10 protein-coding genes are annotated in these 12,025 nt (G+C 71.0%); 5 read left to right on the top strand and 5 right to left on the bottom strand.

Features of this window, described 5'->3' with window-relative positions:
• Positions 1 to 48: 48 nt before the first annotated feature.
• From LY41_RS07575 to LY41_RS07560, 4 genes are all read left to right on the top strand, one after another.
• On the top strand, positions 49 to 1,545 hold the full coding sequence (locus LY41_RS07575; RefSeq protein ID WP_253863156.1) for a glutamate-cysteine ligase family protein: 1,497 nt from the start codon (positions 49 to 51) through the stop codon (positions 1,543 to 1,545).
• Positions 1,546 to 1,574: 29 nt separating this feature from the next.
• Entirely contained in the window at positions 1,575 to 2,204 is a 630-nt protein-coding gene (locus LY41_RS07570) for a TetR/AcrR family transcriptional regulator (protein WP_253863154.1), read from the top strand.
• 40 nt (positions 2,205 to 2,244) lie between these two features.
• Positions 2,245 to 2,976 (top strand): biliverdin-producing heme oxygenase, encoded by a 732-nt coding sequence (locus LY41_RS07565; protein WP_253863153.1) that lies wholly within the window; start codon positions 2,245 to 2,247, stop codon positions 2,974 to 2,976.
• A 224-nt stretch (positions 2,977 to 3,200) separates the two neighbouring features.
• Positions 3,201 to 3,824, top strand: coding sequence for a superoxide dismutase (locus LY41_RS07560; RefSeq protein ID WP_253863152.1), 624 nt, complete (start codon positions 3,201 to 3,203; stop codon positions 3,822 to 3,824).
• Positions 3,825 to 4,154: 330 nt separating this feature from the next.
• Here the strand turns inward: LY41_RS07560 and LY41_RS07555 are convergent, their stop codons facing one another.
• From LY41_RS07555 to LY41_RS07545, 3 genes are all read right to left on the bottom strand, one after another.
• A complete protein-coding gene (locus tag LY41_RS07555; RefSeq protein WP_253864033.1) occupies positions 4,155 to 5,417 on the bottom strand; it encodes an MFS transporter in 1,263 nt (420 codons plus the stop codon).
• A gap of 88 nt (positions 5,418 to 5,505) precedes the next feature.
• On the bottom strand, positions 5,506 to 5,964 hold the full coding sequence (locus LY41_RS07550) for a MarR family winged helix-turn-helix transcriptional regulator (protein ID WP_253864032.1): 459 nt from the start codon (positions 5,962 to 5,964) through the stop codon (positions 5,506 to 5,508).
• A gap of 141 nt (positions 5,965 to 6,105) precedes the next feature.
• Positions 6,106 to 7,566: an NCS2 family permease gene (locus LY41_RS07545; protein WP_253863151.1), complete on the bottom strand. Its 1,461-nt coding sequence runs from the start codon at positions 7,564 to 7,566 to the stop codon at positions 6,106 to 6,108.
• A 46-nt stretch (positions 7,567 to 7,612) separates the two neighbouring features.
• Between LY41_RS07545 and LY41_RS07540 the strand changes: the two genes are divergently transcribed.
• Entirely contained in the window at positions 7,613 to 7,885 is a 273-nt protein-coding gene (locus tag LY41_RS07540; protein WP_253863150.1) for a DUF2530 domain-containing protein, read from the top strand.
• 306 nt (positions 7,886 to 8,191) lie between these two features.
• Here the strand turns inward: LY41_RS07540 and LY41_RS07535 are convergent, their stop codons facing one another.
• The gene (locus tag LY41_RS07535) at positions 8,192 to 11,164 is read right to left on the bottom strand and encodes a sacsin N-terminal ATP-binding-like domain-containing protein (protein ID WP_253863149.1); all 2,973 of its coding nucleotides are present in this window, start codon (positions 11,162 to 11,164) and stop codon (positions 8,192 to 8,194) included.
• Positions 11,148 to 11,924 (bottom strand): DUF3027 domain-containing protein, encoded by a 777-nt coding sequence (locus tag LY41_RS07530; RefSeq protein ID WP_253863148.1) that lies wholly within the window; start codon positions 11,922 to 11,924, stop codon positions 11,148 to 11,150. Before LY41_RS07530 ends, LY41_RS07535 begins: the two co-directional genes overlap by 17 nt.
• Positions 11,925 to 12,025 lie beyond the last annotated feature (101 nt).

Raw genomic sequence — 12,025 nt, 5'->3', positions numbered from 1 at the left:
AATCTCCGTGGTGACAGGGCGCCGTGGTAGCTCGGGAGGAAGGTGCCGATGGGTCAGGACGTCGCTCCGAGAAGCCGTCCCCCACACGAACGAGGCCGGTACCGCGACAAGTTGCAACGCTGCCTCGACACGTTCGCCCGCATGCTGGCCGAGGAACACTTCACGTTCCCGCGCAAGCACATCGGTCTCGAAGTGGAGCTGAACCTCGTCGACACGGTGATGCGCCCGTCGATGTCGAACGCGGCCGTGCTGGCCTCGATCGACGACGAGCTGTTCACCACCGAGCTCTCGCAGCACAACATCGAGCTGAACCTCCCGCCTCGCCCGCTCGACGGTGACTCGGCGTTGCAGCTGGAGGGCGACCTGAACGCCTGCCTCGAGCGGGCGGAGGCCAAGGCGGGCGGCAAGGGCGCGCGGGTGGCCATGATCGGCATCCTGCCGACCCTCGGAGACGAGCACTTCGATCAGAAGTGGCTCACCGACAATCCGCGCTATGCCCTGCTCAACGACCGCATCCTCGCCGCCCGTGGCGAGGACCCGCTGCTCGCGCTCGAGGGTGCCGGCCTGCCCGGCGGGCAGACCGAGAAGCTGCACACCTACGCCGAGTCGATCCTGCCCGAAGCGGCGTGCACCTCGGTGCAGCTGCACCTGCAGGTGGCGCCCGACGATTTCGCCCCGCACTGGAACGCCGCACAGTGCCTGGCCGGGCCACAGTTGGCGCTGGGTGCGAATTCCCCGTTCCTGCTCGGCAGGGCGCTGTGGGCCGAGACGCGGATTCCCCTGTTCCTGCAGGCCACCGACACCCGTCCGGACGAACTGAAGAATCAGGGCGTGCGCCCGCGCGTGTGGTTCGGCGAACGGTGGATCACGTCGATCTTCGACCTGTTCGAGGAGAACCTGCACTACTTCCCGGGCCTCCTGCCCGAAACCGACGACGAGGATCCGATGGACGCCCTCGCCGACGGCCGGGTGCCACGCCTGACCGAGCTGCGGCTGCACAACGGCACCGTGTGGCGCTGGAACCGGCCGGTGTACGACGTCGTGGACGGGGCGCCGCACCTGCGGATCGAGAACCGCGTGCTGCCCGCGGGCCCGACGGTGGTGGACATGATGGCCAACGCGGCCTTCTTCTACGGCGCCCAGCGCGCGCTCGCCGAGGAGGAGCGGCCCGTGTGGACGCGCATGTCGTTCCAGGCGGCGGAACAGAATCTGCACGCGGGGGCCCGGAACGGCTTCGACGCCCAGTTCTACTGGCCGGGTATCGGCTACGTCCCGCCCGACGAGCTCGCGCTCCGGGTTCTGCTGCCGCTGGCGCACGAGGGGCTGCGCAGTTCCGGGGTGTCGGCGCCGGTGATCGACCGCTACCTCGGGATCATCGAGCGCCGGTGCGTCACCAAGCGCAACGGCAGCGTGTGGCAGCGCGATGCCGTCGCGGCGGCGCAGGGCCGCGGGCTGAGCCGCGAGTCGGCACTGGCCGTGATGCTCGGCGACTACCTCGAGCTGGCGCGCGCGGGCGAGCCCGTGCACGACTGGCCGGTAGGCTGAGACCCGGCCCGGAGACGAAAGGCGCGTCGATGCCGAAGATCATCGGAAGCTCGCTGGGCGAGCACCGCAGGCAGGTGCGCGAGAAGGTGTTCGACGCACTCCGGAACCAGCTGTACGAGCGCGGGTTCGACGCGATCACGCTGTCCGGGGTCGCCGCCGAAGCGGGCGTGGGCCGCACCGCGATCTACAACCACTTCCCCGATCGCGAGCACCTGCTGGTGGCGTTCGTCGAGGACGAGGTGTCGCGGTACGTCACGCGGCTGACCGACGCCGTCGATGCGGTCGACGATCCGGCCGACAAGCTCGCCGTGTTCGCCCGCCTGCAGCTGGAGACCCTCGCCGACTACCACCTGCCGCCCGGAGCGACGCTGGCCTCGGCACTCGCGCCGTCGTCGTACCGGCGCATCGCCGCGCACGCCGACCCGATCGGCCGCATGCTCACCGGAATCCTGGAGGAGGGCATGCGCCGGGGCCGGTGGCCGCAGCAGGATGTCGCGGTGCTGGCGCCAATGGTGAGCGCCGCGCTCGGCGCCAGGCAGGTCGTCGACGTGCCGCCGGAGGAACTGCCGCAGGCGATCGACCTCGCGGTGGCCTTCGTGTCGCGCGCAGTCGGAGTAATTCCGCGCGAAGCATCGCCCGGAGCGCCCGCTCCCGGCTAGGCTCGTTTCTGACACGTTGTCAGAAAGCGCGGGAGGCGTCATGACCGAGCAGGCTGTGCACCCCGGATCGCAGTCGGACACCGAGCGGGCAGCGGGCACCGAGCGGGCAGCGGGCACCGAGCAGGCGGCCCCGTTCTCCCGGACGCTGCGGCATTCGACCCGCGAGGTGCACGACCGCGCGCACCACTCGCGCTACATGAGCGCCCTGCTCGACGGGAAGCTGACCCTCGAGGGCTACACGCGGCTGGTCGAGCAGTACTACTTCATCTACTCGGCCCTCGAGGACGCCGCCGAGACGATGACCGGCGACGAGGTGGGCGCGCCGTTCGTCGTCCCGGAGCTGCACCGCACGCAGGCTCTCGTCGTCGATCTCGACCGGCTCGCCGGTCCCGGCTGGCGGGATCGCATCACTCCCACGCCCGCAACGCGTGCCTACGTCGAGCGGCTGCGCGAGGTCGCCCACGACTGGCCGGGCGGGTTCGTCGCGCACCACTACACGCGCTACCTGGGTGATCTCGCGGGCGGTCAGGTGGTCGGCAAGCTGCTGGAGCGCACGTACGGCGTCACGGGCCCCGGCGCGCAGTTCTACGACTTCGCCGCGCTCGGGAGCCCGTCCGCGTTCCGCACGCGTTACCGGGCGCTGCTCGACGGCGCGCCGTGGGACGAGGCCGAACACGAACGGATCATGGCCGAGACCCAGCGTGCGTTCGAGCTGAACATCGCCGTGCTCGACGACCTCGCAGAAGTGGTGGAGACCCACCGCGCGGCGTGACTCCCGGTCGGCCCGGCCGGTCGGTACCGCGGTTCCGGCCGCGGGCTGTCGCCGGGTCGGGGGACACGTGCGCGACGTGACCCATCTGACACGTCGTTGACCTCCAGTCCGGTCGAGCAAGCAAGGTCAACTCACGCCCACCCGGTTAGCAGGCCCCTGTGGCGGCGACTAGGTTGGCACACGAGACGGACTGCGCAAGCGACCTCAACGACGAAGGAGGGCTCATGCCCACGTACGAGCTTCCCGACCTCGACTACGACTACGGCGCACTCGAGCCGCACATCTCGGGCGAGATCAACGAGCTGCACCACAGCAAGCACCACCAGACCTACGTCAACGGTGCGAACCAGACGTTGGACAAGCTCGCCGCCGCCCGGGACGCGAACGACTTCGGCTCGATCGTCGGACTCGAGACCACGCTGGCGTTCAACCTCGCCGGCCACGCCAACCACGTCGTGTGGTGGAAGGTCCTGTCCCCGAACGGCGGTGACAAGCCGACCGGCGAGCTGGCAGCCGCGATCGACGACGCGTTCGGCTCCTTCGACAAGTTCAAGGCGCAGTTCACCGCGGTCTGCACCACGATCCAGGGCAACGGCTGGGGTGCGCTCTCCTGGGACCCGATCGGCAAGACGCTGATCACCCAGCAGCTGCGCGACCACCACAACAACCTGATCCTGCCGACGGTCCCGATCCTGCTGGTCGACGTGTGGGAGCACGCGTTCTACCTGCAGTACAAGAACGTCAAGCCGGACTACGTGAACGCGCTGTGGAACGTCTTCGACTGGGCGGAGATCGGCAAGCGTTTCGAGGACGCCAAGGCCGGCCGCAACGGCCTGCTGCAGGCCTGAGGGTCCGCACCCGACGAGGTCGGCCCGAGAAGCTGCGCGAAGGCCCCGCATCGGATCCGTTCCGGTGCGGGGCCTTCGGCGTCGGCCGGCGCCCCTGTCGTCGGTCGCCATGCCCCGAAGGTGCCCTTCGGGGCATCGGTCGCAGGGGCTGTCGACGAGGCCTGGCCCGACCCGGCGAGGCCGGGCGCGCGGGCGAGGTGTGCAGCGCGGGCGAGTCGTCGCCGGTAAAGTCCCGCGAACGGGAACGGGGCCCTGGCCGGTTCCAGCGGCCAGGGCCCCGTCCGTTCCCGAACTGACTGCCGCTCCCACCACGAAGCGACAAGTATGAGGTTAGCCTAACCTCAGCAAGTCGCGCAAGTGCTCGCCGCGTGTCTTCGTCATCGCCACGGCACAGACCGCCGTCGCCAGCACCGCCATCGCGCCACCGATGTAGAACGGCGAACGCCCGCCGAACGTCTCCGCCATCCACCCGGTGAGCAGCCCGCCGATCGGGTTACCTCCCATCACCATCAGCACGTACAGCCCCATCACGCGCCCGCGCATCTGCGGGGCGACAGACGTCTGCACCAGCGCGTTCGCGGTGTTGAGGAACGTGATCGTCGCGAGCCCGAGCGGCACGAGCGCCAGACCGAACGCCAGGTAGGTCGGCATGAACGCCGTCGCGAACTCGAGCACGCCGAGTGCCATCGCCGCCCCCAGCAGCAACCGCATCGTCGGCTTCCGCCTGCTCCCCCGCCGCGCCGACAGCAGGGCGCCCGCGAACGTCCCGACGGCCAGCAGCGTCGAGAGCATGCCGTAACCGTCGGCCGCCGTACCGAACACGTTGCCCGCCACCACGGCGAGCGAAGTGAAGAAGGTGATGGCGAACGTGCTGACGAACAGCATCAGCAGCATGATCGCCATCAGATCCGGCCTGCCGCGCACGTACTGCAGCCCCTCGCGCAACTGCCCCTTCGCCCGCTCGACCGCCTCGTCGCGGTACAGCTCGCCAGGGCGCATGGCCGCGATACCCGCCAGCACGGCGAGGGTCGAGACGGCGTTGCCGATGAACAGCCAGCCCTCGCCGACCGCGACGATCGTCAGCCCCGCGATCGCGGGCCCGGCGATGCGCGCCATGTTGAAGATCGACGAGTTGAGCGCGACGGCGTTGGCCACCTGATCCTTGCCGACCATCTCGGCGACGAACGACTGCCGCGTCGGCACCTCGAGCGCCGACAACGTACCGAGGATGAAACACAGCAGGTACACGTGCCACAGCTCGACCGCGCCGCTCACCGCGAGTCCGCCGAGCACGGCCGCCTGCACGAGGATGCCCGTCTGGATCGTGAACAGCAGCTTGCGCTTGTCGACCCGGTCGGCCAGCACGCCCGCCCACAACGACAGCAACAGCGTGGGCAGGAACTGTAGCGCCACGGCGACGCCGAGCGCCACGGGGTCGTTGCCGCTGAGGGTGAACACGAGCCAGTCCTGGGCGGTGCGCTGCATCCAGGTGCCGATGTTGGACACGACCTGGCCGGAGAAGAACCAGCGGTAGTTGCGCACGTGCAGCGACGCGAACATGCCCGGTGGGGACTGTCGGCGGGATCGCGGAATAGCGTCAGCGGTCGGCCGGGCCTGGGTGTCGCTATCCGTGAGTGTCACGCCGGGTTGTCGCCTCCTGGCAGGCGGGTCGCACGCCTCCTCAGCTGTGACCCGCCATGCGTTCGATGATCGAGGCGGCTCTGGAGAGCACCTCGCGCTCCTCGCCGCTCAGTTCCTGCAACCGTTCGTCCAGCCACGCCTCACGAGCCGAGATGCTCTCGTGGACGTAGGTCCTCCCCGACTCCGTGATCGCCACGATGGCCTGCCTGCCATCGGTCGGATGCGGAGCCCGTTCGACATAGCCGACCAGTTCGAGCGCGGCGATCACCCGCGTCATCGACGGCGGTTGAACGCCCTCGTGCGCGGCGAGCCGCCCCGGTGTCATCGCGCCGTGCTTGTGGAGCGTCGACAGCGCGGCCACCTGGGTCAACGACAGGTCGGTGTCGGTCCGCTGCGCCCGGAGCCTGCGGTTGAGCCGTACCACCGCGAGCCGCAGCCGACTCGCCAGCGATGGGTTCTCGGACCGGCCGCCGGGTTCCGATGGAACGGGGGCGGACAGACCGTCTGCAGCCTCGGACACTTGGTTAGTTTAGCTTACGACCTCGCAGACCTGCACAGATGGTGCTGTGGCCGACACCCGAACCGGTGACACCCACAGCACCGGACCGCTCCGGCACCGGACCACCCCAGCGATGATTGATCAGGCCAGCAACGACCGGAGCGGGCCGATCCCGAAGTAGACGACGAACGCGGCGGCCACGACCCACATCAGCGGGTGCACGTTCCGGGCCCTGCCCGTGGCGGCCTGCAGCACGGCGTAGCTGACGAAGCCCGCACCGATGCCGTTGGTGATCGAGTACGTGAACGGCATGACCACGATCGTCAGGAACGCGGGCAGCGCGACCGCCAGGTCGGAGAAGTCGATGTCGGCGACCTGCCGGATCATCAGCGCACCCACGATGACCAGCGCGGGCGCCGCCGCTTCGATCGGGACGATCTCGTAGAGCGGGGTGAAGAACATCGCGACCAGGAACAGTCCGCCCGTGACGAGGTTCGCCAGGCCGGTGCGCGCACCCTCCGCGATACCGGCAGCCGACTCGACGTACACCGTGTTCGAGCTGGCCGAACCGGCGCCACCGGCGATCGCGCCGAGCGAGTCCACGAACAGGGCCCTGCTCGTGTTCGGCAGCGTGCCGTTCTTCTCCAGCCCCGCCTGCTTGCCGAGGCCGGTCATCGTGCCGATGGTGTCGAAGAAGTCCGTCAGCACGAGGCTGAACACCAGCAGCGCCGCCGAGATGGCCGGGATCTGCACCCACGCGTCGAAGTTGACGCTGCCCAGCAACGACAGGTCGGGAACACCGAACACGCTGTCGGGCGCCGCCGGGTAACCGTACGCCCAGCCCGCCGGATTGTCCGGGCCCGACGGACCGGCACCGACGATCGCCTCGACCACCAGTGCCAGCACCGTGCCGGCCACGACACCGATGAGGATGCCGCCCTTGACTCCTCGCGCCACGAGGACGGCCATGACCAGCAGCGTCACGACGAACACCGCGGTCGGCCACGTCGCGATCGAACCGGCGATGCCGAGCTGCACCGGCGTGCCGTCGCCCTGGGTGACGAATCCGGCGTCGACCAGGCCGATCAGGGAGATGAACAGTCCGATGCCGACGGCGATCGCCGCTTTCAGCGCGGGCGGCACCGCATTGAAGATGATCGTGCGCACGCCCGTGAGCACGAGGATCAGCACGACGATGCCGTTGACCAGCACCAGACCCATCGCGGCGCCCCAGCTCATCTGCGGCGCGATCGTGTAGGCGACGAGGGCGTTGATGCCCAGGCCCGCGGCGAGTGCGAACGGGAAGTTCGCGACCAGGCCCATCACGATCGTCATCACGCCCGCCACCAGCGCCGTGACCGCCGCGACCTGCGGCACGCCCAGGATGGCGCCCGTCGCGTCGGTCTTCGCCGCCGGATCGTCCGGCGAGAAGCTGCCGAGGATCAGCGGGTTCAGCACGATGATGTAGGCCATCGCGACGAACGTCACGAGGCCGCCACGCACCTCGCGGCCGACCGACGAGCCCCGCGCGCTGAGCTTGAAGAACCGGTCGAGCCCGCCCCGCGGACTATCCGGACCCTGCTCGGTGTGCTCCTGAACCACTTGTCTCCCACCTCGCTTCGACGACGCCAGCGGTAGCCTGTCCCACGTGGACATACCCGGCAAGATCCGACGAATTGCAAGACCGTTTCGCCCGGTTCCTGCACTACCCAAACCCGTCGTCGGACTGCAGGCACCGGTCGCCGCTGGCACGACGGCATGGTTCGTCGCCCTGATCATCCTGCTCGCAACCGGCGCCGACAGCACCGCGATCTGGACAGCTCTGGCCGGCGGAGGGCTCGGGTGCATCGGTTTCGGCATCATTACATGGCAGACGACCGCGTCCCGTCAGGGCTCCCGCGGCGCCCAGCGCGACCTCTGACGCCCTCTGACGCCCTGGCACGGTCCCGGCCGGACCGAGCCGTCGCGAGTGCAGCGAGTACCGGCCCGGTCACGTGGTGCAGCCGACTCCACCGCGGACGGACCCGCCGATCGTCGGAAGAGAACACGAGTCGGCAACACATGATCCAGACCACGGGACAGAACCGCCGAACACTCCGTACTCTGAACGGTGGCGGGTCCCGCACACCTCCCCCTCGTTCGGGGCCCGCCCTCTCGCCTGCCGCCGCGGACACCGACGGCCCGGAACGCATTCAGCCGAGGACAACGCATTCAGCCGAGGACGCGATCACGCGAGCAGGGTGCGCGGGTCCGGATCATCGAGCAGCGCGGCGATCTCCCATCGCCGCGGCCACAGTCCCGCCGCCCAGGCGAAGGCCCGTGCCAGCCCGTCGGACGTGTCCGCCGCGTGCAGCACCCCGCCGACGGATCCGGTGTCGCCGATCCCGGCGCTTCCACTGCACCACCACGACACGACCACGGCGGCCTCGCCGGTGTCGGCACCGGCGACCGTGAGGCGCTCGTGCACGACGACGCCTCCTTCCGGCAGTGCCGCACCCAGCAACTCCGCCACCTCGGCGACCGCGGGCAACTCCGTCCACGGTGCGAACTCGCCCTCACTGCTCACGTCGACGTCGAGCACGGCGGTGGCCAGTGGCAGGTCGAACGCCTCGGCCAGTAGCGATGCGGCCGTGCCGTCGGGATCGCCGCTGCCTGCGCGGGCGTCGTCTCCACCCGCGCAGGCCACGAACCGGGCGGGCGGAGCCGCGCCGAGCAGCCACGGCCGGTCCAGCACGGCGACATCGTCGGCGTCGGCGACAGCGCCGTCGAGTGTGCGCACCCGGTCCGGCGGGTCGAGGTGGACCGGCCCCGTTGCCGACCGTCGATGCTCGCCCAGCAGTCGATGGACCCGCAGCGTCAGACCGAGCGACACCTCCCGGTCCTGGTCGGCCAGCCGGTCGCACAGGTCTGCGGCCTCCTCGGAGTCCATAGTGGACGAATCCGGCAACGCGCTGCGGACACCCGCGGCGACGAGCTGCTCCGGCGCCAGTCCGACATCCGGTACCGGGTCGAACAGTCCGGCGAGACCGCTGGCACCGGGCATGCGCCAGTCCATCGGAGCGTGCCCGCCGAACAGTGCGAACCGTGCCAGCCACCACGCCGTGTGGCCGCCGGGTTCGGTCAGCGCGCGCCACGTCTCCGGCCGCTGCGCCAGCAGCCGGACCGCCGCGGGCCACGCGTCGTCGGCGACGAGGTCGAGATCACGCACCGCATACACCCGCGACGGTGCCGCCGCCTCCCACCACGCGGACTCGTCCGGCAGGTCGTGCTCGGCGCCGGTGGGGTCGTCGTCGACGACCAGCGCGAACGAATCCAGCACCCCGAGCCCGGTCAGCACGGTCGAATCGTGGGATTCCGCGACGGACTCGTCGAGCACGTCGAGTGCACCGTCCTCGCCCACGGCTTCCGGGTCGAACACGTCGAGCACCGGCGCGCCGGGCAGCACCAGTTCGTCGGCCCGGCGCCTGCCGGACCGTGCGGGCAGCGCGAGGGCGCCCAGGCCGCTCGCGTCGCCTTCGCGGGCGAGCCGCAGCACCGCATCGGCGAGCGGGCCGACATCCACCCCGGACGCGGCGTCCTCGGCACTGCGCTCCACCGCCTCGCGCAGCGCAGGCGCCTCCAGCAGCTCCGCGGGACCGCCGCGGTGCGAGCCGAGGCGTTCCAGCAGCGGATGCGCTGCGCCGGGGTGCACCAGGTGCAGCCCGACGACGTCCAGGCCGGCGACCTCCGGCAAGCCGGATTCCTGCAGGGCCGAATCCGGCAGCAGCGCGCCTCGCGGACCCGGGACGGTGCGGCCGTCGGCGAGCGGGACCGGCAGCGCGCCGAGTTCGACCGGGTCGAACTGCCGCCGGTCGACGGCGGCCAGCAGCGCGTCGTAGAGCCCGTGCCACCAGGCCGGTTCCCTGTCGATCCCGGCGAGCGCCTCGACGACCTCGGCGACGCCGATCGCACTCGCGCCCACCGTGTCGAGGCTGCGGGCTGCGTCGTGTCCGCATGCGACGACGAGGCCGGGAATCACGTCGGCGAGCAGGTCGACCAGTTCCGGCGCGTCGACCGGCAGCACGCGGGCACGGCCACCGGCGACGTCACCACCCGCGGCGGCCGGAATCCAGTCCTGTTCGGACAGTTGCGCCATCACGAGATCGCGAAGTTCCGAGTCCACTTCGGACATCGGGAACTGCGCCGATGGCACCATCACCTGCCGGTTCGGAGCCGGCACCCGGCGCACGAGGCCCGGGTACGCCCTGGCGGCGGCCGCGAGCACCGGCCGGGCCGCTTCACCGGTCAGTACCCGCCTGCGCGAGGGTTCGACGGGGACCGGCGCGAACAGCCGTGCCGGCAGCGAGAGCCGCTCGTCCGTCGGCGTGGGCGTGTGCAGTACGTCCTCGGCACGCGGCACCGGCATCCCGCCGTCGACCGTGCCCTCGGTGTCACGGGGCAGGGACACGTCGACCGGCACTGCCCACACGACCCCGTGCTCGGCATGTGTCAGCCACTGCGCCGCTCCCTCCGGAGCGGACAGTGTGACGAGCCCGCCGGTGTCGGAACCCGAGGCCGACCGCGACCAGGTGCGGCCGTCGACCTCCACGCGCGCCAGCCACGGCAGCGCCAGCAGCAGATCCGGCACCTCGGCGGTGATCGCGGCGAGCACGTCGCCGGGCGGCACGGTCAACGGCAGGCGCACCTCGGTGTCGAAACCGTCGGGCACCGGGGGTTCCCCGGCATCCGGTTCCCACGGCAACCGCAGCACCGGCACGTCCTCGGCGGCGGCCGCGGTGCGCGTGCGCTCCGCCGAGAACGCCACGCCTCCCGTGCGCGAGACGATGCGCGGCTCCGACGTCACGGCGAGTACCGCGGCGAAGCCGACCCCGAACCGGCCGACCGTGCCCGCAGGTTTGGCCGAAGCCCGCAGCGAGGCCAGCGCCGCCACGCCTGCGTCGTCGAGCGGAGCGCCGGTGTTGGCCACGCGCAATTCGCCGTCGGCCACCGTCACCCGCAGCTGCCCCGGCACGCCGGCGAGCGCGGCGGCATCCGCGGCGTTCTGCGCGAGCTCGACCAGCAGCCGGTCGCGATAGCCGCCTGCGCGCAGATCGCGTTCGGCGTTGGTGTCCTCGGTCAGCCTGGTCGGCGAATCCCGCCACGTGCGCAGGGCTGCGGCGCGCAGCCGCTCGAGACCGAAGGCGTCAGGCAGGCTGCTCACCCGTCGCGGGCTCCGTCTCGAGCAGCGAGTCGTCGTAGACCAGCTCGGCGACCGGCACCGACGGGGTCGTCTTGACCTCGACCTCCGAGTGCGCGCCGCACCCGTACTCGGCGTGCACGACGTGCCCGTCGGCCGGGGCGTACTCGTTGCCGCACACCCCGAACGCCGCCTTCAGCGGCCCGCCGAGCTGCAGATAGAAGCCGCAGGTGCCGCACGTGCCAGGTGCGCTGCGCGCCATGTCGGCGCGCGGGCCGAACTCGCCGCCGCGCCAGCGCCTCGCCGACTCCTCGCGGCCCTCGCGCGACATCACGCGCGCCCGGCCGAGGCCCAGTTCGTGGGCGGTGTCGGTCACCTCGGGGTCGTCGACGTCCAGGTAGGCGGGCACCAGGCGGTCGTCGCCGGATTCGGGCGGGAAGAGGTCACCCACTCCGAGGTCACCCGGCCGCACCCGCCGCTCCCACGGCACCCAGCTCGGCGCGACGAGCGCCTCCGGCCCCGGCCGCAGCACGACCTCGCTGACCGTCACGGGAGTGTCACCACCCGCCACGGCCACGGTCACCGACCAGCGCCAGCCGCGATATCCGGGCACGATCGCGTCGAAGAGATGGCTCACGGCCACGGCATCCTCGTGCTCGACACCGGCATGTGCGCCGACGTGCTCCTCGCCCGCGTCGAGGACGGCCGCCTCACGCGCCGTCTCCACCGCGTCGACCAGCTTCTGCCGGTTCGCACCGTCGTCGAGGGTGAGCAACAACGTCATGGTCGCCATTGTGCCGCACCGGCCGTCTCCTCATGGGGCGGCCGCCGAAACGACCGGCACACCCACGGCGGGCGGACGGTGCGCGCGCACCTGTGCGAGGC

Source organism: Prauserella halophila (assembly GCF_024171895.1).
GTDB lineage: Bacteria > Actinomycetota > Actinomycetes > Mycobacteriales > Pseudonocardiaceae > Prauserella > Prauserella halophila.
This window is presented reverse-complemented; position numbering and strand designations above follow the sequence as displayed.

Excerpts from the sequence above, each read along its gene's own strand:
- LY41_RS07530 (WP_253863148.1), bottom strand. The coding sequence starts at position 11,924 with ATGACGTTGTTGCTCACCCTCGACGACGGTGCGAACCGGCAGAAGCTG.
- LY41_RS07575 (WP_253863156.1), top strand. The coding sequence starts at position 49 with ATGGGTCAGGACGTCGCTCCGAGAAGCCGTCCCCCACACGAACGAGGC.
- LY41_RS07565 (WP_253863153.1), top strand. The coding sequence starts at position 2,245 with ATGACCGAGCAGGCTGTGCACCCCGGATCGCAGTCGGACACCGAGCGG.
- LY41_RS07570 (WP_253863154.1), top strand. The coding sequence starts at position 1,575 with ATGCCGAAGATCATCGGAAGCTCGCTGGGCGAGCACCGCAGGCAGGTG.
- LY41_RS07560 (WP_253863152.1), top strand. The coding sequence starts at position 3,201 with ATGCCCACGTACGAGCTTCCCGACCTCGACTACGACTACGGCGCACTC.